This window comes from Streptomyces sp. NPDC020490 (genome assembly GCF_044335305.1).
GTDB lineage: Bacteria > Actinomycetota > Actinomycetes > Streptomycetales > Streptomycetaceae > Streptomyces.
This window is the reverse complement of record NZ_JBIRUY010000001.1, coordinates 150,526-175,866: the sequence shown is the minus strand read 5'-3', so window position 1 is coordinate 175,866 and position 25,341 is coordinate 150,526. Positions and strand designations below refer to the sequence as shown.

General features: G+C 71.6%; 24 protein-coding genes. 14 read left to right on the top strand and 10 right to left on the bottom strand.

Annotated features, from left to right (window positions below):
* Positions 1-68: 68 nt before the first annotated feature.
* From ACH4ZX_RS00820 to ACH4ZX_RS00805, 4 genes are read left to right on the top strand one after another with little or no spacing between them, the layout of a single operon-like run.
* Positions 69-668: a hypothetical protein gene (locus ACH4ZX_RS00820; protein ID WP_398265345.1), complete on the top strand. Its 600-nt coding sequence runs from the start codon at positions 69-71 to the stop codon at positions 666-668.
* Positions 652-1,746, top strand: a complete 1,095-nt coding sequence (locus ACH4ZX_RS00815; RefSeq protein WP_398265342.1) for a hypothetical protein — start codon at positions 652-654, stop codon at positions 1,744-1,746. Before ACH4ZX_RS00820 ends, ACH4ZX_RS00815 begins: the two co-directional genes overlap by 17 nt.
* On the top strand, positions 1,743-2,471 hold the full coding sequence (locus ACH4ZX_RS00810; RefSeq protein WP_398265339.1) for an ABC transporter ATP-binding protein: 729 nt from the start codon (positions 1,743-1,745) through the stop codon (positions 2,469-2,471). The genes ACH4ZX_RS00815 and ACH4ZX_RS00810 overlap by 4 nt, the downstream gene beginning before the upstream one ends.
* Positions 2,468-3,724: an ABC transporter permease gene (locus ACH4ZX_RS00805; RefSeq protein ID WP_398265336.1), complete on the top strand. Its 1,257-nt coding sequence runs from the start codon at positions 2,468-2,470 to the stop codon at positions 3,722-3,724. Before ACH4ZX_RS00810 ends, ACH4ZX_RS00805 begins: the two co-directional genes overlap by 4 nt.
* Before the next feature lie 50 nt (positions 3,725-3,774).
* On the opposite strand, the gene ACH4ZX_RS00800 is transcribed toward ACH4ZX_RS00805, so the two are convergent.
* The gene (locus ACH4ZX_RS00800) at positions 3,775-5,070 is read right to left on the bottom strand and encodes a hypothetical protein (RefSeq protein ID WP_398265333.1); all 1,296 of its coding nucleotides are present in this window, start codon (positions 5,068-5,070) and stop codon (positions 3,775-3,777) included.
* Between the two features lie 728 nt (positions 5,071-5,798).
* Between ACH4ZX_RS00800 and ACH4ZX_RS00795 the strand changes: the two genes are divergently transcribed.
* From ACH4ZX_RS00795 to ACH4ZX_RS00770, 6 genes are all read left to right on the top strand, one after another.
* Positions 5,799-7,163 (top strand): ABC transporter substrate-binding protein, encoded by a 1,365-nt coding sequence (locus ACH4ZX_RS00795; protein ID WP_398265330.1) that lies wholly within the window; start codon positions 5,799-5,801, stop codon positions 7,161-7,163.
* A gap of 134 nt (positions 7,164-7,297) precedes the next feature.
* Positions 7,298-8,245: a carbohydrate ABC transporter permease gene (locus ACH4ZX_RS00790; protein ID WP_398265327.1), complete on the top strand. Its 948-nt coding sequence runs from the start codon at positions 7,298-7,300 to the stop codon at positions 8,243-8,245.
* Positions 8,242-9,153 carry a carbohydrate ABC transporter permease gene (locus ACH4ZX_RS00785; RefSeq protein WP_398265324.1) on the top strand — a complete coding sequence of 304 codons (912 nt, stop codon included), beginning with the start codon at positions 8,242-8,244 and terminating at the stop codon, positions 9,151-9,153. The genes ACH4ZX_RS00790 and ACH4ZX_RS00785 overlap by 4 nt, the downstream gene beginning before the upstream one ends.
* Positions 9,150-11,189, top strand: a complete 2,040-nt coding sequence (locus ACH4ZX_RS00780; protein WP_398265320.1) for a beta-galactosidase — start codon at positions 9,150-9,152, stop codon at positions 11,187-11,189. Before ACH4ZX_RS00785 ends, ACH4ZX_RS00780 begins: the two co-directional genes overlap by 4 nt.
* A gap of 4 nt (positions 11,190-11,193) precedes the next feature.
* Positions 11,194-12,003, top strand: coding sequence for a DeoR/GlpR family DNA-binding transcription regulator (locus ACH4ZX_RS00775; protein ID WP_398265317.1), 810 nt, complete (start codon positions 11,194-11,196; stop codon positions 12,001-12,003).
* A complete protein-coding gene (locus ACH4ZX_RS00770) occupies positions 12,000-14,189 on the top strand; it encodes an alpha-galactosidase (RefSeq protein ID WP_398265314.1) in 2,190 nt (729 codons plus the stop codon). The genes ACH4ZX_RS00775 and ACH4ZX_RS00770 overlap by 4 nt, the downstream gene beginning before the upstream one ends.
* 81 nt (positions 14,190-14,270) lie before the next feature.
* Here ACH4ZX_RS00770 and ACH4ZX_RS00765 read toward each other — a convergent pair whose 3' ends face one another.
* From ACH4ZX_RS00765 to ACH4ZX_RS00750, 4 genes are all read right to left on the bottom strand, one after another.
* Complete coding sequence (locus ACH4ZX_RS00765; protein WP_398266641.1) at positions 14,271-15,173, bottom strand: glycine betaine ABC transporter substrate-binding protein; 903 nt, start codon at positions 15,171-15,173, stop codon at positions 14,271-14,273.
* 198 nt (positions 15,174-15,371) lie between these two features.
* Positions 15,372-16,148 carry an ABC transporter permease gene (locus ACH4ZX_RS00760; protein ID WP_398265311.1) on the bottom strand — a complete coding sequence of 259 codons (777 nt, stop codon included), beginning with the start codon at positions 16,146-16,148 and terminating at the stop codon, positions 15,372-15,374.
* Positions 16,145-17,182 carry an ABC transporter ATP-binding protein gene (locus ACH4ZX_RS00755; protein ID WP_398265308.1) on the bottom strand — a complete coding sequence of 346 codons (1,038 nt, stop codon included), beginning with the start codon at positions 17,180-17,182 and terminating at the stop codon, positions 16,145-16,147. Before ACH4ZX_RS00755 ends, ACH4ZX_RS00760 begins: the two co-directional genes overlap by 4 nt.
* Entirely contained in the window at positions 17,175-17,825 is a 651-nt protein-coding gene (locus tag ACH4ZX_RS00750) for an ABC transporter permease (protein ID WP_398265305.1), read from the bottom strand. Before ACH4ZX_RS00750 ends, ACH4ZX_RS00755 begins: the two co-directional genes overlap by 8 nt.
* Before the next feature lie 117 nt (positions 17,826-17,942).
* On the opposite strand from ACH4ZX_RS00750, the gene ACH4ZX_RS00745 reads away from it, so the two are divergent.
* Positions 17,943-18,791 carry an IclR family transcriptional regulator gene (locus ACH4ZX_RS00745; protein ID WP_398265302.1) on the top strand — a complete coding sequence of 283 codons (849 nt, stop codon included), beginning with the start codon at positions 17,943-17,945 and terminating at the stop codon, positions 18,789-18,791.
* Positions 18,792-18,914: 123 nt separating this feature from the next.
* Here the strand turns inward: ACH4ZX_RS00745 and ACH4ZX_RS00740 are convergent, their stop codons facing one another.
* Positions 18,915-20,051, bottom strand: a complete 1,137-nt coding sequence (locus ACH4ZX_RS00740) for a glycoside hydrolase family 5 protein (RefSeq protein ID WP_398265298.1) — start codon at positions 20,049-20,051, stop codon at positions 18,915-18,917.
* Between the two features lie 550 nt (positions 20,052-20,601).
* On the opposite strand from ACH4ZX_RS00740, the gene ACH4ZX_RS00735 reads away from it, so the two are divergent.
* Positions 20,602-21,690, top strand: coding sequence for a MerR family transcriptional regulator (locus ACH4ZX_RS00735; RefSeq protein WP_398265295.1), 1,089 nt, complete (start codon positions 20,602-20,604; stop codon positions 21,688-21,690).
* A gap of 8 nt (positions 21,691-21,698) precedes the next feature.
* Here ACH4ZX_RS00735 and ACH4ZX_RS00730 read toward each other — a convergent pair whose 3' ends face one another.
* The 4 genes from ACH4ZX_RS00730 to ACH4ZX_RS00715 all read right to left on the bottom strand — a co-directional run bounded on the left by ACH4ZX_RS00730 (position 21,699) and on the right by ACH4ZX_RS00715 (position 24,025).
* A complete protein-coding gene (locus tag ACH4ZX_RS00730) occupies positions 21,699-22,037 on the bottom strand; it encodes a deoxyxylulose-5-phosphate synthase (RefSeq protein ID WP_398265292.1) in 339 nt (112 codons plus the stop codon).
* A 98-nt stretch (positions 22,038-22,135) separates the two neighbouring features.
* The gene (locus ACH4ZX_RS00725) at positions 22,136-22,645 is read right to left on the bottom strand and encodes a hypothetical protein (protein ID WP_398265289.1); all 510 of its coding nucleotides are present in this window, start codon (positions 22,643-22,645) and stop codon (positions 22,136-22,138) included.
* A 41-nt stretch (positions 22,646-22,686) separates the two neighbouring features.
* Positions 22,687-23,214, bottom strand: a complete 528-nt coding sequence (locus ACH4ZX_RS00720) for an ATP-binding protein (protein ID WP_398265286.1) — start codon at positions 23,212-23,214, stop codon at positions 22,687-22,689.
* Between the two features lie 130 nt (positions 23,215-23,344).
* Positions 23,345-24,025: a hypothetical protein gene (locus ACH4ZX_RS00715; protein ID WP_398265283.1), complete on the bottom strand. Its 681-nt coding sequence runs from the start codon at positions 24,023-24,025 to the stop codon at positions 23,345-23,347.
* Positions 24,026-24,197: 172 nt separating this feature from the next.
* Between ACH4ZX_RS00715 and ACH4ZX_RS00710 the strand changes: the two genes are divergently transcribed.
* Both ACH4ZX_RS00710 and ACH4ZX_RS00705 read left to right on the top strand, forming a co-directional pair.
* Complete coding sequence (locus ACH4ZX_RS00710) at positions 24,198-25,058, top strand: helix-turn-helix transcriptional regulator (protein WP_398265280.1); 861 nt, start codon at positions 24,198-24,200, stop codon at positions 25,056-25,058.
* Positions 25,055-25,261, top strand: coding sequence for a DUF397 domain-containing protein (locus tag ACH4ZX_RS00705; RefSeq protein ID WP_398265277.1), 207 nt, complete (start codon positions 25,055-25,057; stop codon positions 25,259-25,261). The genes ACH4ZX_RS00710 and ACH4ZX_RS00705 overlap by 4 nt, the downstream gene beginning before the upstream one ends.
* The last annotated feature ends 80 nt before the right edge of the window (positions 25,262-25,341 follow it).

Below are 25,341 nucleotides of genomic sequence, written 5' to 3'. Positions count from 1 at the left end.
ACCGGAGCCGGAACGCCCCCGCAACGGTTCCCGACCGTTTCCCGACACGCGGCGCGGACCATGCACCCATGACCCACTTCGACATCGCGGGCCGCAGCCGCGTACCGGGCGCTGCCGCCTTCCTCGCGGGTGCCGTCCTGCTCACCGGCTGCGGCGGTTCGGGCGCCTCCGAGGGCGACGGCCCGACGCGGCAGGACGTGGCCTCCCTGCGGAGCGGCGCCCCGGACGGCGAAGCGACCGCGAAGGCCGCGCCGTCCCCCGACGCCGGGCGCCCCCAGCTGCGTCTCGACAGCTCGGACGCGGAACGGAACCGCTACTGGCACCTCTACGCCATGTGCCTGAAGGAGCACGGGCACAAGATGCTCCCGGCACGCGGCCCGGATTCCGTCGACGACACGGACCACAGCGCCACGGCCAGGGCCGCCGTCAAGGCCTGCGCGAACAGACTGCCCCTGCAGCCACCGGAGATGGACCGCGCGTCGAATCCGCACTACGACGACGACTTCCGGGCCTACGTGAAATGCCTGAACCGCGAAGGGCTCGAGGTCACCGCGCTGCCCGACGACTCCGGCTGGACGTACGACGGCAACTCCACGATGAGCGCCGCCCAGCAGAGCCAGGTCGACCGGAGCTGCACCCTGGAGGCGTTCGGTGGCAGGGCGAAGTAGGGTCGCCGTCGCGGTGAGCGTCCTGCTGGTCGCCGGCGCCACGGGCGGCGGCGCCTGGGTGTGGCGCGACACGCACCCGGGGCGGGACACCGGGGCCGCGGCCCCCGTCCGGGTGCGGACCGTCGCGGTCACCAGGACCGACCTCTCCGACAGCCGCACCCTGCCGGGCACCCTCGGCTTCGGCAGACCACACGTCCTGAAGGGCACGGGCCAGGGCGTCGTGACCCGGCTGCCCGAGCCCGGCGCCCGGGCGGCCAGGGGCAAGCCGCTGTACCGGGTCGACGACCGGCCCGTCCCCGTCCTCTTCGGTGACACACCGTTCTTCCGCACCCTGGCGAAGACGGGGGTGCGCGGCCACGACGTGAGCGTGCTCGCGGACAACCTGCGGGCGCTCGGCTACGACACCGGTCCCGCCGTCGCCCCCGCGAGCCGCGGTGACGGCGGCGAGGGGGAGGAGTTCACCCCCGCCCTCGCCGCGGCGCTCAAGAGGTGGCAGCAGGACACCGGCCAGGCCGCCACGGGCACCCTGGTCCCCGGCCGTGCCGTGGTCCTGCCCGGACCGGTGCGCGTGGAGACGGTCGAGGCGCAGCCCGGCGACCCGGCCGACGCCGCGCTGCTCACCTACACCTCCGCCGCCAAGTCCGTCACCGTGCCGGTGGCGGCCACCGACGTGGGAACCGTCAAGGCGGGCGACCGGGCGAAGATCACGCTGCCGGACGGCACGACGATCCGTGGCACCGTCAGGACGCTCGGCCGCACCGTCCAGGGCGGCGCCGGCCAGGAATCCGCGGGGCAGACCGGACCGGCCACCGTCGACGTGACCGTCGTCCCGGACCGGGCGGCGGACGTGTCGGGCCTGGACGCGGCGGCGGTGCAGGTCCGGTTCGACACCGCCACGCGCAAGGGCGTGCTCGCGGTGCCCGTGAGCGCGCTGGTCGCCCTGCGGGAGGGCGGCTACGCCCTGCAACGCCCGGACGGCACTCTGGTCGCGGTGACGACGGGCATGTTCGCGGGCGGCATGGTCGAGGTGAGCGGCAAGGGACTGGCCGCCGGCACCGAGGTGGTGACGGCCTCGTGACCACCCCTCCCGTGCCCCCGGCCGCCGCCACCGGCACCACGGCCCCGGTCCTCCTCGTCGAGGACGTCACCAAACGCCACCCCGGCGGGGTCACCGCCCTGGACCGTGTCTCGCTCCGCGTCGACGAGGGCGAACTCCTCGCCATCGTGGGGCCGTCCGGGTCGGGCAAGTCGACGCTGCTGCACATCATGGGCACCCTGGACCGGCCGACGACCGGCACGGTCCGCGTCGCGGGGCACGACGTCCAGGCGCTGGGCGACCGTCGCCTCTCCGCGCTGCGGGCGGGTCTGCTGGGTTTCGTCTTCCAGCACTTCCACCTCACCGACGGACTGGACGCCACCGAGAACGTCGCCACCGGCCTGCTGTACGCGGGCGTCCCCCGCCGCAGGCGACGTCCGCTGGCGCGGGAGGCGCTGGCCAGGGTGGGGCTGGAACACCGTCACTCGCATCTTCCCCAGCAGCTCTCCGGGGGCGAGCGCCAGCGGGTCGCCATCGCGCGTGCCCTGGTCAACCGCCCCGCACTGGTGCTGGCCGACGAGCCGACGGGCGCGCTGGACGCGGCCAACGGGAAGGCCGTACTGGAGTTGCTCGTCGAACTGAACGCACAGGGCACGACCATCGCCGTCATCACCCACGACCGGGACATCGCGGCGCGTCTGCCCCGCCGGGTGGAACTGCGGGACGGCCGCGTCGCCGCCGACGCGCGGGAGGTGGGCGCCGTATGACCCGCCCGGTGCCGGACCCCGGGCCGCGCCCGGTCCGGCTCGCGTTCACGGACGTCCTCCGGCTCGGCCTGCTCGGCATCCGGACCCGCGGCCCGCGGGCCGCGCTGTCCGCGCTCGGCATCTCCCTCGGCGTCGCGACCCTCGTCGTGGTGACCGCCATCCCCGCCTCCAGCCAGCGGGCCCTGATGGACCGGCTGTCCGCGCTCGGTACGAACATGCTGCGCGTCGCCCCGCAGGCGGACAGCGATCCCCCGGTGGTCCTGCCCGCCACCGCGGACGCCATGGCCGCCCGCATCGGCCCGGTGACCACCGCGAGTGCCGTGGCCAACACCCACAGGACCGTCCTGCGCTCCGACCTCGCCGACCCGTCCGACGCGGCCGGCGTCAGCGTCCTCGCCGCGCGGACCAACCTCCTCCGGGCGGTCCACGGGACGGTCCGCTCGGGGTCGTTCCTCTCCGCCGCCACGGCACGGTTCCCGACCGCGGTCCTGGGTTCCCGCGCCGCCTCCCGGCTGGGCTTCGACCGGGTCCGCCCCGCGCGGGAGACGGGGCACGGGCCGTGGCACAAATCGGAGCAGGAATCGGGGCAGGTCTACATCGACGGCCACTGGTTCACCGTCATCGGCATCCTCGACCCCCTGCCGCTCACCCCCGACCTCGACGCCTCCGTCCTGATCGGCTGGGACGCGGCCCGTGACCAGCTCCGCTTCGACGGCCACCCCACCGTGGTCTACGTCACGGCCCGCGAATCGCGGATCGAGGCGGTGCGCGACGTGCTGCCCGCCACGGTCCACCCGCAGCTGCCGGGCCTGGTCCAGGTCAGCCGTCCTTCGGACGCCCTGGCCGCCAAGCGCGCCACCCAGCAGACGCTGTCCGTCCTCCTGCTCGGACTCGCGGGCGTCGCCCTCCTCGTCGGGGGCGTGGGGGTGGCCAACACCATGGTCGTCTCGGTGCTGGAACGGCGCCGCGAGATCGGTCTGCGCCGGGCGCTGGGTGCCGGTCGGGGCCAGATCAGGGGGCAGTTCGTGGCGGAGTCGGCGGCCCTGTCCGCGCTGGGCGGCTGCGCCGGTACGGCCCTCGGAGCAGCGGTGAGCGCGGGGTACGCCGTGTCCCGGTCCTGGCCGGTGGTGTTGCCGCCCCTCGCCCTCGTCGCCGGCGTCCTGGGGGCGGTCGCCGTCGGCGTGGCGGCGGGCCTGTACCCCGCTGTACGCGCCTCCCGGCTGCCCCCGACGGAGGCGCTGGCCGCCGTCTGAGGCAGGAGGGCAGCCGGGAGTTCCGGCCCGTCGCGACGGGCCGTGGCGCCCTAGGCTCCGGGCGTCTCCGCCCGGGCCCTGCCGGCGTGCCAGCCGCGGACGACACCCGCGTGGGCGTCGAGCTGGAGGAGTTCCCCGGTCCGGGGGTCCTGATGGGTGGGCCGGAAGCCGGGGACCGAACCGGTGCGGGCTCCCTCGACGGGGTCCCAGACGTCCAGTCCGGACTCGCCCGTCGAGAACAGCAGCCCGTCCGCGGCGAAGAACCGGCCGTACGGCCCCGGGAACGCTCCCGTCGCGACGCGGCGCGCGTCGCCCGCGCCGGTGAACTCGTAGACGGTCGCGCCGTTCACCAGCGTCTGCTCGTCGTCCCCGAGGCCGCCGATCGCCAGCCGGTTCTCATCGAGCCAGGCGAGGGGCCGGTCCCAGTAGTAGTCGCAGAGGGCGAGCTGGGACCAGCCGGCCGGTCCCGGCCGCGCGTCCTCGCCCCCGGCCGGCCACGCGGGCAGGTCCCACACCAGCACGGAGCCGACGGGATGCCACTGCCAGGCGTCCGAGGCGATGCGCGTGCCCTTCGGGCTGGGAAGCAGCGCCCCGTGGAAGCAGCTGTTCCACGGGGCGTCCTCAGCCCCCGTCGGTGTCGTCGTCAGGGTCTCGCCCGTCGCCGGATCGCAGACCACGATCCGGTTCCACCGCTCCCGGTACAGGACGGCCTGGCGCTCGCCGAGGGTGGTGAAGGCCAGCGAGAAGGGCACGGTGTCGCTGTGGTAGCCGTCGTTCTCCAGGCTGCGGGTGACCGCCCCCCGGGTCAGATCGATCACCTCGCCGTGCCGCCCGTAGTCGATCACCACGGCGGCGAAACGGCCGTCGGACGAGGCGTGCAGACGTCGGGTCTGCGAGCGCCCGCACCAGGGTTCCGCGGCGGCGTCCGGGGCGACGGAGCTGCGGCCCACCTCCGCGCAGTCGTCGCCCGGGGCGTCCCAGAGCAGGAGGCGTCCGTCCGCGCAGAGCAGCAGCAGACCCCGCTCCGTGGGGGCCATGTCCACGACCTTGCCGGCGTGCCCGGGGAGGGGCGTGCTGTCCACCGTCGGGTCCAGCGGCCTGGGCGCCTCGACGGTCTCCGGTGCTCCGGCCACTCCCAGCACGCTGCCGAGCGCGTCGTCGAAGCACTCCTCGCACACCCTCTCGGTGGCGGCGGAACCGCCGTCCCGGCAGGCCTCGCAGACGTGCTCGGTGCTCAGGCCGGCGCCCGTGTAGCGCAGGAAGTAGTCCGTCGCGGCAGCAGCACGGAGATGTGCGCACAGGGGCGGGCCGTAGGGATGCGCGTCGTGCCCGCAGACAAGGGTCATGGGAGGGAACTCCTGAGAAGAGGTCGTGGTGACGGGGCCGGCCGGACCGGAGACGCCCGAGTCCAGCAAACCGCCCCGTGCCGTGCCGCGTCGGCGCCTCGGCCGCACACGGCCCCGCCGGACAGAACATCACGCTCGAATGTGCACGGAACCGCGCCGGCCGGCCCGGTGCCCGGGGCGGTGTTGTGGGCGTCACAGGGAACGGTCCGAGTCCGCGGCCCCCGGCCGCCGCTCGCGGGCGTGTCGAGCCCGCCGGCCCGCGTCCGGCGGCCGAGGGCGCGTATGCGCCCGCATAGGCCGTATCCGGCTCGGGACCGCGGCTGAGACCCGTCCGGTCCGCCGCCCCGAGAGGCCCGCCCGACCCCTCGTTCAGCCCGTCGAACAGCACCGTTCGGGGTATCGCCTGGGCCGCGGGCCATCGGGTACCGGAGGTTCCGGAGGTTCCGGAGCAGCCGGGCAGGTACCGCCCACCACACCCCTCATTCACATCTGCACATTCCCTGAATCGTTTCCGGACGGCGTTCGGCAATCCCGTCCCGCGATCGGCAAAGCCAATCCCCCCAGGCAGGGAGCAACGCCCGAGCCGCCCTCTCGCCCGATAACGGTTCATGTTTGATTCCGTTATCCAGCGATCGAGTGTGTTGACTTTACGAGGAGGTAACAGTCAATGTGTCCGCACCCCGCCACTCCGGGAACGTAGCGGAGCGGCACGCACTCGAGGAGACGCCATGTCACTGCGGACCCATCGCCCTGCGCTTCGCCGCGCCCTGGTGGCCCTTACCGCACTCCCCCTGCTCGCCACCGCGGCGTGCGGCGGCTCCGGCAGCAAGGACAGCGCGTCGGGCGAGCAGGCCAAGTGTGAGAAGAGCGACGGCAAGGTCAATCTCACGTACTGGTCCTGGATCCCCGGCGTGGACAAGGCGGTGGCCGAGTGGAACCGCCAGAACCCCGACATCCAGGTGACCGTCAAGTCGGTCCCGAACGGCAACGCCGGCACGTACCAGAACATGTCGAACGCCCTGAAGGCCGGCAAGGCCCCCGACCTCGGGCAGATCGAGTACGACTCGCTGGCGAGCTTCCGCCTCCAGGACGGCCTCACCGACATCGCCTCGTGCGCGGGCGTCAAGGACGCCAAGAGCGACTTCGTCGACTGGACCTGGTCCCAGGTGACCTTCGGCGCCGACGGCAAGGACGGCGTCTGGGCCGTGCCGCAGGACACCGGCCCGATGGCCCTCTTCTACCGCAAGGACCTGTTCAAGAAGTACGGCATATCGGTCCCGAAGACCTGGCAGGAGTACTACGAGGCGGCCAAGAAGCTGAAGAAGGCCGACCCGAAGGCGTACATGACGCACTTCTCGCAGACGGACCCGAACTGGTTCAGCGGCCTGCTGTGGCAGAAGGGCGCGAACATGTTCGGCCAGGACGGCGACACGTGGAAGGTCGACGTCGACAACGCGGCCGCCGGCGAGGTGGCGGACTACTGGCAGAAGATGATCGACGAGAAGCTGGTCGCGACCGACCTGCAGGGCTTCTCCCCGGCGCTCTACAAGGCGTGGAACAACGGCGAGGTGGCGACCTGGGTCAGCGCCGCCTGGGGCTACAGCACCATCCGTGACAACGCCAAGGCGACCGCCGGCAAGTGGGGCGTGGCTCCGATGCCGCAGTGGTCCGCGGGCGAGAACAAGGCCGGCAACTGGGGCGGCTCGACGACGGCGGTCCTCGGCAAGAGCAAGCACCCCTACGAGGCGGCGAAGTTCGCGCTGTGGCTGAACACCGACCCGAAGGCGCTGGAGATCCTCAACCGTGAGGGCGGTCTCTACCCCGCGGCCACCGCGGGCCTCGACCTGGCGGCGCTGAAGCAGCCGGTGGACTTCTACGGCGGCCAGAAGATCTTCGACGTCTTCGCGGACGCCGCCAAGAACGTCACCACGGACTGGACCTTCGGCCCGACGATGACCGACACCTACCGCTTCATGGGCGACGGCATCGCCGGAGCGCTGGGCGGCCAGGGCACGCTCAAGGACGCGCTGAAGACGACGGAGACCAAGACGGTGGACTCCCTGGAGAAGCAGTCCCTCAAGGTCGCCAAGTAGGTGGCACCGGGCCGGGGGGGGGGGGGGGCCCCGCCCCCCCCCCCCCCCGCCCCCCGCCCCCCCCCCCCCCCCCCCCCCCCCCCCCCCGCCGGCCCGTTCCCGCTCGCCAGCACAGTCCAGGAAGAGACCACGCCATGACCGCCGACCCCATAGCGGCGACAGCACCGCCGCCGGCGCAGACCGCCCCCGCCACCGTCCCCGCCCGCCGCAGACGGAACTGGGCGCCCGTCTTCTTTCTCGTGCCGTTCTTCGTGCCGTTCGTCCTGTTCACCCTGGTGCCGGTCGGCTACGCCTTCTACCAGAGCCTGCTCAAGACCGAGCGGACCGGCGGCACCTTCGGCCACAAGACGACCGTGTTCGCCGGCCTCGACCAGTACAAGGAAGTGCTCGGCGACTCCGAGTTCCTCGGCAGCGTCGTCCGGGTGCTGGTCTTCGGGCTGGTGCAGATCCCGGTGATGCTGCTGCTGGCGCTGGTGCTCGCGCTGCTGCTGGACTCGACGGTGGCCCGCCTCAAGCGCTTCTTCCGGATCACCTACTTCGTGCCGTACGGCATCCCCGGCGTGGTGGCGGCGCTCATGTGGGCCTTCCTCTACGACCCGCGGCTGTCGCCCATCGTGGACCTGCTCGACAAGGCGGGCTCCGCGCCGGACTTCCTCGGCTCGTCGATGATGCTGTGGTCCATCGGCAACATCGTGACCTGGACGTACACCGGGTACAACATGCTGATCATCTACGCCGCCCTGCAGGCCATCCCCTCCGACATCTACGAGGCGGCCCGTATGGACGGCGCGAGCGAGGCGACGATCGCCTGGCGGATCAAGGTGCCGATCCTGCGTCCGGCGCTCATCCTGACGGGCGTCTTCTCCATCATCGGGACGCTGCAGCTGTTCACCGAACCGCAGGTGCTGCGTTCCATCTCCACCAGCGTCACCAGCACCTACACACCCAACCTGGCGGCCTACTCGCTCGCCTCCTCGAACAACTACAGCGAGGCCGCGGCCATGTCGGTCACGCTGGCGCTGGCCACGTTCGTCCTGTCGTTCGGATTCCTCAAGCTCACGGGGCGAAAGGCCGAGTCATGAGCCTCCTCACCGACACCGCGGGCGCCCACGCGCCCCGTCAGACCTCCGACACCGCGCCGCGCGGCCCCCGGGAGAGCCGCCTCTCGGTGATCGCGGCCACCGGCTTCCTGGCCGTCATCGCCGTCTACATGCTGCTGCCGGTGTTCTGGCTGATCGTCTCCGCGACCAAGAGCCAGGGCGACCTGGTCGACTCGTTCGGGCTGTGGTTCTCCGACTTCCACCTGATCGACAACCTGCGGGCGCTGTTCGCCAAGCAGGACGGGGTGTACCTGCCCTGGCTGCTCAACAGCCTCCTCTACGCGGGGGCCGGCGCGGCCGTCGGCACCCTGCTGTCCGCGATGGCCGGCTACGCCCTGGCCAAGTACCGCTTCCGGGGACGGGAGCTGCTGTTCAACGTCGTGCTCGGCGGTGTCCTGGTCCCCGCCACGGCGCTGGCGCTGCCGCTGTTCCTGCTGTTCGCCGAGGTGGACGCCACCGACACCTTCTGGTCGGTGTTCCTGCCCAGCATCGTCAGCCCGTTCGGCGTCTACCTCTCGCGCATCTTCGCGGCGGCGTCCGTGCCCGACGAACTGCTGGAGGCGGCCCGGATCGACGGGGCGGGCGAGCTGCGGACCTTCTTCACCATGTCCCTGCGGCTGATGTCACCCGCCATGGTCACGATCTTCCTGTTCCAGTTCGTGGTCATCTGGAACAACTTCCTGCTGCCGCTGGTGATGCTCCAGGACGACCGTCTCTACCCGGTCACCCTCGGACTGTTCACCTGGCAGTCCCAGGTCAGCCGCGACCCCTCGCTGCAGATCCTCAGCCTCACCGGGTCGCTCGTCTCGGTCGTCCCGATCGTCATCGCCTTCCTGGTGCTCCAGCGGTACTGGAAGGCGGGCCTCGCGGCGGGAGCGGTGAAGTCGTGACCGACGCGCTCAAGCAACTGTCCGACCGGCTCGGCGGCATCGCCTACGGCGGTGACTACAACCCGGAGCAGTGGCCGCGCGAGGTGTGGGACGAGGACGTGCGTCTCATGCGGGAGGCCGGCGTCAACCTCGTCACCGTCGGCGTCTTCTCCTGGGCGTTCCTGGAACCGCGCCCCGGGCAGTACGAGTTCGGCCTGCTCGACGAGGTCCTGGACCTGCTGCACGCGAACGGCATCGCCGCCGACCTGGCGACGGCCACCGCGTCCCCGCCGCCGTGGTTCTCGCTGCGGCACCCCGAGGCGCTGCCGGTGACCGCGGACGGCGTCCGGCTCACGCACGGCTCGCGGCAGACGTTCTGCCCGAGCAGTCCCGCGTACGCGGAGGCGGCCGGCCGGCTCGTCGAGCGGCTGGTGGAGCGGTACCGCGACCATCCCGCGCTCGCGCTGTGGCACCTGCACAACGAGTGGGGCAACCACAACGCGCACTGCTACTGCGACAGCAGCGCCGAGGCGTTCCGGGACTGGCTGCGGGAGCGGTACGGGGACCTCGACGGCCTGAACGAGGCCTGGGGGACGGCGTTCTGGAGCCAGCGCTACGGCGACTGGGCGGAGATCATGCCGCCGCGCGCCACCGCCGCGGTGCCGAATCCGACCCAGCAGCTCGACTTCTGGCGGTTCTCCTCGGACGCGCTGCTGAGGCTGCACCGGCGCGAGGCGGAGATCGTGCGCCGCCTCTCCCCCGGTGTGCCGCTCACCACCAACCTCCTGGTCACGCTGGAGAAGAAGGTCGACGGCTTCTCCTTCGCCGGTGAGTGCGACTTCGTCTCCGTGGACCAGTACCTCACCGCCGCGGACCCCGAAGCGCACGTCGGGCTGTCGCTCGACGCCGACCTCGCGCGCGGCATGGGCGGCGGCGCTCCGTGGCTGCTGATGGAGCACTCCACCTCCGCGGTGAACTGGCAGCCGCGCAACGTGGCGAAGACCCCGGGTCAGATGCGGCGCAACAGTCTCGCGCACGTGGCGCGCGGCGCGGACGGCGTCCTGTACTTCCAGTGGCGCCAGTCGCGGGCCGGCGCCGAGAAGTGGCACTCGGCGATGCTTCCGCACGGCGGCACCGACACCAAGGTCTGGCGCGAGGTCACCGCTCTCGGGCGGGACCTGCGGGCCCTCGCCGAGGTGCGCGGCAGCCGCGTCGTGTCGGACGTGGCCCTGCTCTTCGACTGGAACGCCTGGTGGGCGCTGGAGATGGACGCCACTCCCTCGCGTGACGTGCGCTACCTCGACCTGGTGCGCGCCTGGTACGAGGCGCTGTGGTCGCTGGGTGTCACGTGCGACCTGGTGCATCCCGCGAGCGACCTGAGCGGCCACCGCCTGGTGCTGGTGCCCAGCCTCTCCCTGACGTCCGACGCGGACGCGTCGTCGCTGGACGCCTTCGTACAGGGCGGCGGGCACGCGGCCGTCGGCTTCTTCAGCGGTGTGGTGGACGAGAACGACCACGTGCGGCTCGGCGGCCACCCGGGGGCGTACCGGGACATGCTGGGTGTCCGCGTCGACGAGTTCTTCCCGCTGCGCGAGGCGGAGACCGTCCGGCTCTCCGACGGCTCGGGGGCCACGGTGTGGAGTGAGCTCGTGGAGCCGCGCGGCGCCGAGACGGTCGTGTCCTTCGCGACGGACCCGTCGTGCGGCGGCCCGGTCGCGGGACACCCCGCGGTCACCCGCAACGCCCACGGCGCGGGCGTGTCCTGGTACGTGGCGACGCGGCCGGACGCGGACGCGCTGCGCGGGCTGCTGGCCCGGGTCTGCCGGGAGGCCGGTGTCACGGCCGCGGCCGAGGTTCCGGCCGGGGTGGAGGCGGTCCGCAGGCGCGGGCCGGACGCCGCCTACCTCTTCCTGATCAACCACACCTCCCGTGACGTGCCCGTCCCGGCGAGCGGCGTCGACCTGCTGACCGGCACCGTCGCCGACGGCAAGACCGTCGTCCGCGCGGGCGACGTCGTGGTGATCCGGGAAGACGGCACGCCCCCGTCGGAGCGGTGAGGGGATGCTCGCGAGGCAACGGCAGGAGAGGATCGCCGAACTCGTCCGGCAGCACGGCTCGATCCGGGTCGGCGCACTGACCGAGCGGTTCGGCGTGTCCCACATGACGATCCGGCGCGATCTGGAGTCCCTCGCGCGCCGGGGCCATCTCGACAAGGTCCACGGAGGCGCGGTCACCCCGGAGCACGGCAGTGCCGCGGAACCCGCGTTCGGGGAGAAGCGGTCCCGCGAGGTCACCGCCAAGGAGGCCATCGCGGCCGAGGCCGCCCGGCTGGTGGCTCCGGGCTCCGCGGTCGCGCTGACCGCGGGAACCACCACGTGGACCCTGGCCCGGCACCTGCTCGACATCCCGGACATCACGGTGGTCACCAACAGCCTCCGGGCGGCGCAGACCCTGGAGGCCCACCGGCGGCAGCGGCAGACGGTCGTCCTCACCGGTGGCATGCGCACCCCCTCCGACGCCCTGGTGGGGCCGGTCGCGGTCGCCGCACTGGCCTCGCTGCGGGTCGACGTGCTGTTCATGGGGGTCCACGGCATGGACGCCCGGACCGGCTTCAGCACGCCCAATCCCGAGGAGGCGGAGACGAACCGGGCGATGTGCCGCTCGGCGCGCCGGGTCGTGGTGCTCGCCGACCACACCAAGTGGGACACGCCCGGCCTGGCGGCCATCGCCGCGCTGGAGGCGGCCGACCTGCTCATCACCGACTCGGGCATCGACGCGCATGCCCGAGAATCACTGGAGGCCGGCGTGGGTGAGCTGACCGTCGTCGAGCCCACCGCTCCCAATCGACCGATCGAAAGCGTGCGCACGTGAGCACCGAGCACCTCATCCACTTCCGGGCCGGCGGCACGAGCCTCGTGCTCGACTGTTCGGGCCCCCGGCTGCCCCGGGTCCTGCACTGGGGGGCCGACCTGGGCGACCTGGACGCCTCGGGCGACCCGGGCGACGGTGCGCCCGGCGGCTCGGGCGTCCCCGCCTCGCTCGCCTCGCTCGCCGTGGCGAGCCGCGCCGAGCTGGGCACCAGCGTTCCCGACGTGCCGGTCCCCGTGAGCGTGCTGCCCGAGCAGTCGGCCGGCTGGCTGGGCACTCCAGGGCTGTCCGGCCACCGTGAGGGCTCCGACTTCTCCAGCTGCTTCACCGTCCGGGAGATACGCGTCCCGGCCCCTCGCTCGCTGACGGTCGAAGCCGTGGACGACCAGGCCCGGCTCGCCCTGCGGTGGGAGCTGGAGCTGACCGGGTCCGGGCTCGTGCGCCAGCGCGCGCAGCTCACCAACGAGGGCGGCGGCCCCTACACGGTGGACGCGCTGCACCTCACGCTGCCGATACCGGCGCACGCCACCGAGGTCCTCGACCTGACCGGCCGTCACCTGCGGGAACGTTCGCCGCAGCGGCACGAGTTCACGCTCGGCACGCACCTGCGGGAGAACCGCCGCGGGCGCACCGGCGTCGACGCCACGCTCCTGCACGCGGCGGGTGAGCGGGGCTTCGGCTTCCGCGGTGGTGAGGTGTGGGCTCTGCACGTCGCGTGGAGCGGCAACCACCGCACCTTCGCCGAGCGCACGAACTCCGGGGTCTCGCTGCTCGGCGGCGGTGAGCTGCTGCTGCCGGGCGAGATGCGCCTCCAGCCCGGTGCCACGTACGCGACGCCGTGGCTGCTGGGGTCGTACGGCCGCGGCCTGGACGACATGGCGGCGCGCTTCCACGCCCACCTGCGGCAGCGCCCCCACCACCCGGCCACCCCGCGGCCGGTCACGCTCAACACCTGGGAGGCCGTCTACTTCCGGCAGGACCTGGCCACCCTCACCGCCCTGGCGGACGCGGCGGCCGAGGTCGGAGCCGAGCGGTTCGTGCTGGACGACGGCTGGTTCCGCGGGCGCCGCGACGACCGGGCCGGGCTCGGCGACTGGTACGTGGACCCCGAGGTCTGGCCGCACGGGCTGCACCCGCTCGTCGAGCACGTCCGCTCCCGCGGGCTCCAGTTCGGCCTCTGGGTCGAGCCGGAGATGATCAACCCCGACTCGGACCTGGCCAGGGCGCACCCGGAGTGGATCCTGTCCGCGGCCGGGCGCATGCCGCCCGAGGCCCGGCACCAGCAGGTGCTGGACCTGGGCCGGCCGGAGGCCTACGCGTATGTGCTCGAACGCCTGGACGCCCTGGTCGGCGAGTACGCCGTCGACTATCTCAAGTGGGACCACAACCGCGACCTCGTCGACGCGGGCAGCGGCCCGTACGGCGTCGGCGGGGTGCACGCCCAGACCACCGCGGTGTACGCGCTGATGGACGAGCTGCGCCGACGGCACCCCGGGCTGGAGATCGAGTCCTGCTCGTCGGGCGGCGCCCGGGTGGACCTCGGCATCCTGGAACGCAGCGACCGGGTGTGGACGAGCGACTGCATCGACGCCCTGGAGCGGCAGCAGATCCAGCTCTGGACGGGGATGCTGCTGCCGCCCGAGCTGATGGGCGCGCATGTCGGCGCCCCCGCTTCGCACACCACGGGCCGTACGCACGGTCTCGACTTCCGCGCCGGCACCGCGCTCTTCGGCCACATGGGCATCGAGTGGGACCTGACCGGGGCGACGGCCGAGGAACGCCGCCGGCTGGCCGAGTGGATCGAGACCCACAAGCGGCTCCGGCCGCTGCTGCACGGCGGCACGGTCGTCCACGGCGACCACCACGACCCCGCCGTGCTCGTGCACGGCGTCGTGGCCCCCGACCGGTCCCACGCCGTGTACGCGGTGGTGCAGAAGGCCACCAGCGTGCAGGTGCCGACCGGCCGCGTGCGCCTGCCCGGCCTGGCGGAGGACGCGCTCTACGCCGTCGCCCCGCTGCCGCCCGGGGACGTGGTCCGGGGCCCGGTCACCACCCCGCTTCCCTGGTGGACGCCGGAGGGCGTCGAACTGCCTGGCCGGGTCCTGTCCGTGCTCGGCGTCCAGGCGCCGACCCTCCACCCGGAGAGCCTCGCGCTGATCGAGGTCCGGCGGATCACGCCCCGGGCCTGACGCGCCCGCGCGGGGGAGGCGGAGGCCGGGACGCCCCAGCGCCTCCCCCGCTCGGGGCCGGTCGCGGCTACTTGCTGCTTGCTACTTGACGAAGCCGTTGTCCACCAGCCAGTCGTGGGCGATGTCCTCCGGGTCCTCGCCCTCCACGTCCGCGAGTGCGTTGAGCTTCTGCATCTCGGTCGTGGTGAGCTTCTCGGCCAGCGGCGCGAAGATCTTCTTCAGGGCCGGGTACTTCTTCAGCGTCTCCTGCTTGAGCGTGAGCGCGGGCTGGTAGACGGGGAAGAAGTGCTTGTCGTCCTCCAGGACCACCAGCTTGTTGGCCGGGATACGGCCGTCGGTGGCGAAGACCTCGCCGAAGTTGCAGGTGTCGCCCTTGGCGGTCTCGGTGTAGATCAGCCCGGTGTCGAGCATCTTGACGTTGTCCCCGGGGGCCTTGATGCCGTAGGCCTTCACCAGTCCGGGGAAGCCGTCGTCGCGGGTGGAGAACTCGCTCTCGATGCAGAACGTGGCCTCGTTCGGCTTGCTCCTGCTCAGCTCGGCGAGGTCGGACAGGGTCTTCACCCCGAGCTTCTCCGCCTTGTCCTTGCGGACGGCGAACGCGTAGGTGTTGTTCAGCGGGGCCGGCGGGTCGATCCAGGCGATGTTGTTCTTCGCCAGGTCGTCGGCGGCGACCTTCACGAACTGCTCGCGCTGGTCCGCGATCGGCTTGGTGTTCTGCAGGTAGGTGATCCAGCCGGTGCCGGTGTACTCCCAGTACATCGAGATGTCACCGGACTCCAGCGCCTTTCTGGTGCTGGCCGAGCCCTTGATGTTGGTCTTGTCGGTGACCTCGGCGCCGTTCGCCCCCAGGAGCTCGACGGTCATCCGGCCGAGGATGATCTGCTCGGAGAAGTCCTTGGAGCCGACGGTGAAGGAGGCGCCCTTCAGCGCCGTGCCCGACCCCGAGACGGGCTTGACGTCCTTGTCCCCGCCGCAGGCGGTCAGCAGGAGCGAGGCGGAGGCGAGGGACGCGGCGAGGCCAGTGAGGTACGGCGGGAAGGCATGGCGGTACTCCTGAGTGGTGCGGATGACGGGGAGATGCGGGGACGGTTCGGGGTGGGTGGGCAGGGGATGCCCCGACAGAGACGGAGAGGGAGACGGAGAGGGAGACGCAGGGGCCGGACGGACGCCGTCGGACGGCGGTCAGACGCCCTTCGGCTTGAGGACCTTCTCGGCCAGGCCGCCGGTCCAGTCGACGAGCAGCGCGATGGAGGCGGTGACGACGCTTCCGGTGATCAGGACGGGGTCGCGGTCCAGCTTGATCCCGTTGACGATGATGTCCCCGAGTCCGCCGGCGTTGACGAAGGTGGCGAGAGTGGCGACGCCCACGCAGAACACCAGCGCGGTGCGCAGGCCCGCCAGCACCACCGGGACGGCGAGCGGGAGTTCGATGCGCAGCAGGATCTGTACCGGCTTCATGCCCATGCCGCGGGCCGCCTCGATCAGCGAGCGGTCCACCTGCTGGATGCCGATCAGCGTGTTGCGCAGTACGGGCAGTGCCGAGTAGGCGACCAGGCTGGTCATGGCGATGCCGAAACCGGGCCCGTACACGATGGTCAGCAGGACCAGCACGCCGATGGCCGGAGTGGCCTGCCCGATGTTGGCCAGGCCCAGCACCAGGGGCGGGATCCACCGGGCGCGGACCCGGCTGATCAGGATGCCCAGCGGTACGGCGATCACCATGATCAGCACGGTGGCGACGACGGTGAGCGTGAGGTGCTCGGTGGTCTTGCTGACCAGGTAGTCGCTGTTGAGGGTGCGTCGTTCGATGCTGTCGAGCTGGAGCGAGCGCACCCAGAGGTAGTCGGCCAGCAGGGCCACCGCGACGACGGCCGGGGTGGCGATGCCGCTCCGCAGGCCGCGCACCAGTCCCGCTCCCGCCCGGGAGGAGGCACGGGCGCCGGTCGTGACCGCGGTCACCGCGCACCTCCGGTCTCCGCCGCCGCCGCGAGCGTGTCGAGGTCCAGCTCGCCGCGGACGGAACCGTCGGCGTCGAGCACGGCGATCCGGTGCGCGCGGTGCGCCACGATCGCGTCGAGGGCGTCGCGCAGGGTGGCGTCGGCGGCGACGGAGGGCAGCGCGCCGGAGCCCGCGGGCAGCAGGTCCAGGTCACCGGCCCGGATCAGGCCCAGCCGCTTGATCGCGGCCTGTCCGCCGATGAAGGAGCGGACGTAGTCGTCGGCGGGCGCGGCGAGGATGCGTTCGGGCGTGTCGTACTGCACGATCCGGGACCGCTCCCCCAGCACGGCGATCCGGTCGCCGAGGCGGAGTGCCTCCTCGAAGTCATGGGTGACGAAGATGATCGTCTTGCGCATCCGCCGCTGCAGTGCCAGGAACTCGTTCTGCAGCCGCTCCCGGGTGATCGGGTCGGTGGCGCCGAACGGCTCGTCCATCAGCATCACCGGGGGATCGGCGGCGAGCGCGCGGGCGACGCCGACGCGCTGCTGCTGACCGCCGGAGAGCTGGCGCGGGTAGCGGGAGCGGAAGCGGCCCGGTTCGAGCCCGACGACGTTCAGCAGCTCGTCGACACGGTCGGCGGTCCGGCGCTTGTTCCATCCGAGCATCCGGGGGACCAGGCCCACGTTGTCCGCGATGCTCATGTGCGGGAAGAGACCGATCTGCTGGATCACGTAGCCGACGCGGCGGCGCAGGTCGTGCGGGTCGAGGGAGAGCAGGTCCTCGCCGTCCATGGTGATGCGGCCGCCGCTCGGCTCGATCAGCCGGTTGACCATCTTCATGGTGGTCGTCTTGCCGCACCCGGAGGGCCCGACGAAGCAGACCAGTTCGCCGGCCGGGATCACCATGGAGAAGGACTCCACGGCAGGTTCCTCCTGGCCCGGGTAGATCTTGGTGACATCGGTGAGTTCGATCCGCGCACCGTGTCGTGCGGCGGTGTCCTCGCCGGAGCCGGCCGTCGCCGCGATGGTCGCGGTCGGCGAGACGTGGTCAGACACGGAGCCCCCTCGGGGTGGTCAGTCGCCGGACGGCGAAGAAGAACAGGTCGAACAGCAGCGCCAGGACGACGACGCCGAGGGTGCCGGCGAGCGCCTGGTTGATGGCGTTCCTGGAGCCGAGGCGCGAGAGACCGTCGAAGATCTCGTTGCCCAGGCCGGGGCCCGCGACATAGGCGGCGATGGCCGCGATACCGACGGTGAGCTGGGTGGAGATCCGCACACCGGTGAGGATCACCGGCCAGGCCAGCGGCAGCTGCACGCCCAGCAGCCTGCGCGCGGGGCCCATCCCGGTGCCCCGCGCCGCTTCCAGGATCGCCGGGCTGACCTCCCGCAGGCCCACGATGGTGTTGCGTGTGATGGGCAGCAGCGCGTACACGACCAGGGCCACCACGGTCGGCGTCCAGCCCAGTCCGAGCAGCGGGATGAGCAGGCCGAGCAGCGCGAAGCTGGGGATGGTGAGGAAGGTTCCCGTCGTCGCCACAGCGGCGGTACGGGCCGCGGGCCGGTCCCAGGTGGCGACCCCCAGTGCGACACCGATCACCGTGGCGACGGCGATCGCCGTGCCGACCACGACGGCATGCTCCAGCCCCTGCTGCCACAGGTCGTCGGCGTGCCTTCCGACGTACTCGACAAACCGATCCATTTTCCCTCCGGACCCGGGCGCCTCGGGGGCGGGCGCCGATCGGTGGCCTGAACGGTAGGGGCGCGTAACATGCTGGACAACTAGAGTTGCCGAGCACGCAACAGAAAGGGGTTTACCGTGGCACGTCCGACGTCAGGGCTGCGCCGGGACACCGATCTCCTCGAAGTCCTCGCAGGCCAGGAAGCCCACACCCACGGCGGTCTGGGGGTGACCCGGATCGCGGAGCTCGCCGGGCGTGAGAAGAGCCAGGTCTCCCGCGCTCTGGCCAACCTCGCGGAGGAAGGCCTCGTGGACCGGGATCCCGACACCCAGGCGTACCGGATCGGCTGGCGGTTCTACGCCCTGGCCGCCCGCACCGGCGAGGCCAGGCTGGCGTACGTCGCCAAGCCCTTCCTGCGCCGGCTCGTCGCACAGATCTACGAGACCGTCCACCTCTGCGTGCTGCGCGGCAACGGCGTCCTGACCCTGGTCAGCGAGTCGTCCACGCACGCCTTCCGCAGCCTGGGGTGGGAGGGCGTCATGGTGCCCGCGCTGCAGACCTCGGCCGGCCGGGTCCTGGTGTCCGACTGGGAAGAGCCGGTGCTGCGCGCGTGGTTCCCCGAGGATCAGTTCACCGGCCTGCCCGCCAGCCAGCGCATCCGTACCATCGACGACCTGCTGGAGGAGATCCAGGCCATCCGCTCCCGCGGCTACGCCATGGCGGACGAGGAATTCGAAGCCGGACTCGTCGGCGTCTCCGCACCGGTCCGTGACCACCACGGACGCGTGATCGCGGCGATCAACATGGGCGCCCCCAAAGGCCGGATGGGGCAGCGGCTCGACGCGGCCGGACGGACCACCGCCCGCTGCGCCCTGGAACTCTCCCGCGCCCTGGGCTACGAGAACACCCCCGGCCACGCGGGAACGCCCCACACACCGCCCCTCCCCTCCCTCCGCCCGAACATGCAGCCGCCCAGGCATGGATGACGGAACGTCAGAGGGCCACGGCCCCGTCGTCGTCGACGCGGAGCCGTGGCCCTCTCGCACCCTCTCGCCGGGCGCCGGGGCCGCGCCGGTGATCCGGCACGGCCCCCCCAACTCGCGCTCCGGTCAGCCGGAGGCGAGGCGGTTCTTCAGTCCCTGCCCGTAGGCGGTCGGGGTGCCGCTGTAGTCGCTGATGAGCGACGGGCCGGAACTGCAGTCCCAGGTGTTCCAGGTCCAGCCCAGGTAGCTGAGGCTGCGGGCGTCCAGCCAGTTCATCAGGGTGTCGATGTAGCCGTGGGCGCAGTCGTTCTCGCCGATCTCACCGACCACCAGCGGGTACTTGGCGGCGACCGGCGCGATCTGGGAGTCCCAGCAGCTCTGTGAGTTGCAGTAGTTGAAGTTGTACGAGTGCCAGGACGCCGCGAGCTTCCCGGCGGAGTCCGAGGGCGCGTAGGTCAGCCACTGCGACAGGTCGTTGGAGAAGCTGATGCCGCCGACCATCACGTAGTTGGTGGCCCCGGTGGACCGCACGGCGTTCACGAGGCTCTGCATGCCCGCGACCGTGTAGCTGAAGCCGGTGCACGCCGAGCCGCCGTCGCGCCAGCACTTCCACGACGCGTTGTAGTCGGACATCACCATGTTCGGGAAGGGCTCGTTGAACAGGTCGAAGAGCACCCCCTGGTCGCTCTTGAAGGTGCCGGCCACCGACTTCCAGAAGGCCGGGGCGTGGTCGTTGTCGGGCATGGGCTTCTGGCACTGCGAGGCGTACGTCGAGCAGTTGGAGCCGGAGCCGGTGTAGACGCCGCTGCTCCAGTGCAGTTCGAGGATGACGTACAGGCCGGCCGCGCGGAGCCGGGAGACGAAGCCGGAGATGGCGGTGCGGTAATTAGTCCCGCTGTAGGCGGAGTTGACGCCGTTGATGCCGAGCCAGCAGTCCTCGTTGAGCGGCACCCGGACGGTGTTGGCCCGCCAGCTCGCGATGGCCTGGATCGAGGCGGCGTCGGAGGGGCCGTCGAAGATGCCCCTGTTCTGCACGCACATGAACTCGGTACCGGAGCGGTTGACTCCGCGCAGCCGGGCGGGCAGCGCGGCTGCGGCCGCGGCGGTCTGCGCGGAGACGGACGTCCCCTGCGCGGCCGACTGCGGGGTCAGCTGCGCGGCCGACACCGCGCCCGGCACGAGCAGGGCGCCGACCAGGCCCAGCAGTAGGGCGAGAACACCCGCGGCCCAGCGGCTCCTCGCGGTCGAGCGACGATCTCTCATCGTGTCTCCCGATGGTGTGTGGGGAGCGTGGGGCGGGTCCCGTTGAACACCCCACGCGTGGACGATCGGGGGCGGGCCGCCTCAGCGGGACGCGACGGCCGTGTGCGCCGCGTGATCCCGTGGGAGGCCCGCTGTGCAACGGACGGAGTGGGCGGGAGAGTTGATCCCGGTACTGCGGACTCCGCCGCGGTCCGCGCCACGGCTCACACGGCCATCGCCGCTCCCGGGAGGTGCCGCCGTCGTCCGGCACACCGGCCTGACAACGTTGTCCGAGCTTCTGGGGGGCAGAGCCACGGATACCTCCGGATGTCCTGTGGGAGCAGCGCCCGGACCGCCGGCTCACAGCCGTGAGTGCGGCCCGTCCATGACGCGGACGCGGAGCCGATGGAAGCACTGATCCGGTTCAGAGGTCAACAGCTCTGACGCCACTACTGACTTATCAGAAAGGGATTTTGCACAGCTAAACCGTTTTAGCTCACTCGCTCGCGACGGTCCGTCAGTTTGACCCTCGACCTTGTCGAGGGCTCAGGGTTCGAGTGTGGAGAGCGAGATGCGCAGCATCGGGGAGATGGCCCGGGACAGTGGACTGAGCGTGAGCGCGCTGCGGTTCTACGACCGGGCCGGTGTGCTGGTCCCCGCACGGGTGGACCCGGTCAGCGGCTACCGCTGGTACGCGCCCGGGCAACTGGAGGAAGCCCGGCTGCTGGCCCGACTGCGCCGGGCCGGCATGCCCCTGGCGGACATCCGGCTGGTGCTGGCGGGCTGGTCCAGCGCGGACGCGGACCTGGTGCGCGGGCTCCTGCAAGCGCACCTGCGCCGACTGGAACAGGGCCTGGCCGACGCCCGCGGTGAGTTCTCCACACTCCGAGCCCTACTCGACCACAGGGAGAACCCCATGACCTCGTCGCCCGGCGCCACCGCCGTCCACCTGACCGTCCCCGCGCCGGAACTGGCCGCCGCACTGGACTCGGTCCGCTTCGCGGCCGGTTCGGACCCTGAGTTGCCGATGCTCGCCGGTGTTCTGTTCGACATCGAGGGCGAGGCACTGAGCCTGGTGGCGACCGACCGCTACCGGATGGCCGTGGCGCGCGCCGCCGCCACCGGGTACGACGGCTCCCGCGTGCAGACCGTCGTTCCCCTGCCCCTCGTCGACGCGATGCGGGCGCTGCTCCAGGGTGAGGCAGCGGTGCGGCTGGCCGTGGACGGTGGCCGGGTGTCGCTGGAGTCGAGCGACGGTCAGACCGCCGGCCAGTGCCTCGACCACGACTTCCCCGACTACCGTCGCCTGGTGCGGCTGCCGGAAGGCCGCCGGGCCCTCGTCGGCACGGCGGCCTTCCGGGAGGCCCTGCGCACCGGCCCGGTCCGCCCGAGCGAGTCGCGCGAGCGGGACGGCGGGCCGTCGTACGACGTCAGCGTGGTCAGGGTGGCGGACGACGGCACGGTGACGGTGTGCGAGGACGGCGACGACAGCGAGGACAACGTCGGCGTCAACCGGGAGTTCCTGCTGGACGCCCTCGCCTCCGGAGCCCGCGACAAGCTCCTCCTGGAGCTCAGCGCCCCCACGGCCCCGATCGCCGTCCGCCGCCCCGACGACGCACACACCTTCTCGATCCTGATGCCGGTCCGGCTGGAGGGCTGACGTCCGGGTCAGGGCACCTCGTACCGTACGAGCGCGGTCGCGAAGGGCTCGCCGCTGCGGCGGGCGTACGTCATCCGCTCGCGGACCTCGGACAAGGTGCGGGGACGGTAACCGGGGCCGCCGCAGCAGCTCTTGTGGAAGCGGATGCCCGCGTGCAGCAGCACCGACAGCGTCCGCCAGGCCGCGGTGTCCCGGCGGCGGGGCGGTGCGAAGGCGGAGCCCACGTGGATCAGCGGCTGCGCGCAGCGGGGGCAGACCCGCTGCCTGTCCCTGCCGTCGGGGTCGTAGGGCTGCTTGTACGCGGCCCGGCAGGGCAGGCAGACGTAAGAGGTTTTCCCGTGGGCCATGCCGGAAGGGTAGACGCGGCCCGGGCGGAACTCGACGGGATTTCGGGGCCGCGCGCCGGTGGCGGGACCGTGGTGTCAGATCCCGCCACCGGCCACCGTCAGCGGGTGCCTCGGTAGTAGGTGACGTCCCAGTGCGAGCCCTCGCGGGCGTAGACGTTCCCCGACGACGACTTGTACTGCTTGGCACCGTCACCGCGGGTGCCGACGTAGCGGAACTTGTGCGTGATGTACGAGTTCACGCACGAGGTCAGCTTGATGTCGACCTTGTAGCCGTTCCAGTGGCTGTACGTCCCGGAGGCGTGGCCCCTCTCGGTGCCGGCGGTAAGTGTCACCGCGCACCGACTCGCCTTCTTGAAGTCGATGACGCCGGCGACGGTGCTCTTGTTGATCTTCTCGAAGGAGGTGCACCTGCTGTTGTTCCGGTTGCTGCACCCGCCCGAGGAGACCCAGGTGACTCCCGCCCGCTTCAACTGCCGCTCGGCGGCGGCCTGCGAGTACTTCGCGGGTGCGGCGGCGGTGGCCGCGGGCGTAGCCGCTGCCAGCAGGCCGCCGGTCAGCAGTGCGGCGGATGCGGCGAGGGCGGCGGGGCGGGTCATGAGGCGGCTCATGCGCAGTGGTTCCTCTCGTGAGGTGTCGAGTTACGCCTGAGTCACTGCCCGCCGGGCATGTGCGACATACCGCCACATGGAGGCGCATAGTGGTGCACGGGTGCACTGTGATCCTCGTCGCGCGCGGTCGGCGGCCGGAGAGCCACCGTGGCCCAGACGGTTTTCGTGTACGCGTCCCGGCGCTCCCAGCCCCAGCGTTCGGCGTACGCCTCCACCAGCAGCAGTCCGCGTCCCGAGGGCGCGTCGGGCGACACGGGGTCGCCGGTGGTGCGGCCGGGGCAGCGCTCCGGGCGGGTGTCGGTCACCTCGATCCGGAAGCTCTGGGGCAGTTGGAGCAGCGTCAGCCGGAAGTCGCGGCCGGGGAGGCTGCCGTGGCGGATCGCGTTCGCCGCGAGTTCGGCGGTGACGAGGGCGACGGTTCGGGCGGGGTCGGAGTCGTACGGGAGGCCCGTCCACTCGGTGAACTGCTGCACGGCGAGTTGGCGGGCGAGGCGCGCTCGGCGCCTCGTGCTGCTGAAACGCAGGGTCAGGTGGGTCCGTGTCCCGCCGGTGAGCTGATGTTGTGTCACGAGGTCAGTTGAGCGGGCGAGCACTCCGCTGACCAGGTACGACGACCGTACGGCCGCCCTGACGTACGGGGCGGGCGGCAGGCAATGGTGTTGGTTGTACGGCTGCTTGTACGGCCCCGGGAGATGAAGCTCAGATCGCGTTTCGGGCCGGCTGCGGGTAACCGATCTCGGCGATGTCCTCGGCCAGGTCTGCGAGGGTGACCTCCGAGTTCAGCGATGACACGAGCTTCTGGCTCAGCGGCCGCAAGGCATACACCTCGCACACCGCCTCCAGGTCCACGGGAACCTCGTAGTAGTCCTCGGCGAAGCGCTGGAACGCTTCCGGCGAACGGTCGACCAGGAGCGCGAACAGACGCGTTGCCCCGTCGGGGTCGGAACACCCGGCGGGGAAGTCGATCACGCCGTGCCGCCACCGATCGTCCGTCGCCCCGCGCCACAGGCAGGCCGTCACGACGGGAACGTCGTCCTCGTCGGTGAACGCCGGCTCTTCGACGAAGGGCCTGAAGACCTCCGGGACATCGTCGATCACGCCCGGCCAGGGCTCGCCATCGTTGCCGTACGGGCTCATCGGTGCTTCGTGATCGAAGCCGCGGACATAGGCCCCGGCCGCCGAGAACACGATGGAATACTCATCCCCCGACCCGTTGCGCATCGAGGCCATCTCCTCGCCGTCGGCCCAGCCGGCATGGAACGAGTAGTACCGGCCCTCCCAGTCCGGGCTCAGGATCGCATCGAGCATCGCCAGTGAGCGGCACAGGTTCCGCAGATCCGCGATGGAGGGGAGCTGACGAGCTACGTCATGGACGGTCACGTGCTCATCCAACCGGATGCCCCTGGCGACAGTCGAATACGCAAGCCCACCAGTACCGAGGTCGCTGTACGGGTGTTGTACGGGTTCCGCTCGTGTCCCTTTTGTTCCCGGCCCGGTTGAGCATGGCCCGGTGGCCTGCGGGGTGCGGTTCGGGGCGGAAGGGCGTGAGCGTGTGAAGGCGGTACGGGACGGGCGGAGCGGCCGGGCGCCGAAGGCCGGGGAGGAAGCGCCGGACCTGCCGGGGGTGTGGTCGGCGTACGGCGTGCTCCTGCAGTATCTGCGCAAGCGGGCCGGGTTGAACCAGCAGCAGCTCGGGGATGCCATCGGCTACTCGCTGGAGCAGGTCGCCTCGGTGGAGCAGGGACGACGACCGGCGAAGGCCACGTTCACCGCGGCGGCGGAACGGGCGCTGGGGGCGGGCGGGGTTCTGTTCGCCCTTCAGGACGAGGTGGATCGGGCAAAGTTGCCACGCTTCTTCCGCAGCGTCGCACTACTGGAGGCGGAGGCGCTCAGCAGGTTCTCGTACGACCCCTTGCTTGTGCCTGGGCTCTTGCAGACGGAGGCTTACGCGCAGGCGCTGCTCGAAGCGCACTTCCCGCCGCTGGACGAGGAGGTCATCGAACAGCGCGTGGCCGCCCGTCTGGCCCGGCAGGCTCTGCTGGTCCGCAAGAACCCGCCTGCGGTCTTCGTGTTCATCGTGGAGGAAGACGCCTTCCGACGAGTGGTGGGCGGTAAGGCAGTCATGCGTGCGCAGTGGGAAGCCGTGCTGGCATGCTCACGGATGCGCAACGTCGAGCTTCAGGTCATGCCGACCTCCCGGGGGGCCCACAGCGGGCTCAACGGGCCCATGGTGTTGCTCGAGTCGAAAGACCGGAGGCGGTACGTCTACGTCGAGGCTCAGGACGTAGTGACCGTCAGGTCCGGTGAGAATGAGGTCAGCGAGTTCTGGTTGCGGTATGGGATGCTGCGCACGCAGGCCCTCAACACCGAGGAGTCCTCTCGTCTCATCGAGCGCATGGCAGGGGAGCTATGAGCACCGACCAGCACACTGCTGAGACCGCTGGACTGGACTGGTTCAAGAGCAGCTACAGCGGGACGAGCGGCGGCGACTGCGTGGAGGTGGCCGTCGGGCCCGGCGCGGTGTACGTACGGGACTCGAAGGCCACCGGTGTTAAGCCGGTTCTGCGGATCGCCCGTGCGGAGTGGGCGGCGTTCGTCAGGCTCGCGGTGCGGTAGAACGCCTGTCACCAGGGCCCGGGCCGGGTGGGCTCGACAGCCGGACGGTGCGGCGTACCGTGAGAAGGGCAGCGGACCGC

Excerpts from the sequence above, each read along its gene's own strand:
- ACH4ZX_RS00775 (WP_398265317.1), top strand. The coding sequence starts at position 11,194 with ATGCTCGCGAGGCAACGGCAGGAGAGGATCGCCGAACTCGTCCGGCAG.
- ACH4ZX_RS00795 (WP_398265330.1), top strand. The coding sequence starts at position 5,799 with ATGTCACTGCGGACCCATCGCCCTGCGCTTCGCCGCGCCCTGGTGGCC.
- ACH4ZX_RS00740 (WP_398265298.1), bottom strand. The coding sequence starts at position 20,051 with ATGAGAGATCGTCGCTCGACCGCGAGGAGCCGCTGGGCCGCGGGTGTT.
- ACH4ZX_RS00725 (WP_398265289.1), bottom strand. The coding sequence starts at position 22,645 with ATGAGCCGCCTCATGACCCGCCCCGCCGCCCTCGCCGCATCCGCCGCA.
- ACH4ZX_RS00790 (WP_398265327.1), top strand. The coding sequence starts at position 7,298 with ATGACCGCCGACCCCATAGCGGCGACAGCACCGCCGCCGGCGCAGACC.
- ACH4ZX_RS00800 (WP_398265333.1), bottom strand. The coding sequence starts at position 5,070 with ATGACCCTTGTCTGCGGGCACGACGCGCATCCCTACGGCCCGCCCCTG.
- ACH4ZX_RS00805 (WP_398265336.1), top strand. The coding sequence starts at position 2,468 with ATGACCCGCCCGGTGCCGGACCCCGGGCCGCGCCCGGTCCGGCTCGCG.
- ACH4ZX_RS00750 (WP_398265305.1), bottom strand. The coding sequence starts at position 17,825 with ATGGATCGGTTTGTCGAGTACGTCGGAAGGCACGCCGACGACCTGTGG.
- ACH4ZX_RS00735 (WP_398265295.1), top strand. The coding sequence starts at position 20,602 with ATGCGCAGCATCGGGGAGATGGCCCGGGACAGTGGACTGAGCGTGAGC.
- ACH4ZX_RS00785 (WP_398265324.1), top strand. The coding sequence starts at position 8,242 with ATGAGCCTCCTCACCGACACCGCGGGCGCCCACGCGCCCCGTCAGACC.
- ACH4ZX_RS00820 (WP_398265345.1), top strand. The coding sequence starts at position 69 with ATGACCCACTTCGACATCGCGGGCCGCAGCCGCGTACCGGGCGCTGCC.
- ACH4ZX_RS00730 (WP_398265292.1), bottom strand. The coding sequence starts at position 22,037 with ATGGCCCACGGGAAAACCTCTTACGTCTGCCTGCCCTGCCGGGCCGCG.
- ACH4ZX_RS00705 (WP_398265277.1), top strand. The coding sequence starts at position 25,055 with ATGAGCACCGACCAGCACACTGCTGAGACCGCTGGACTGGACTGGTTC.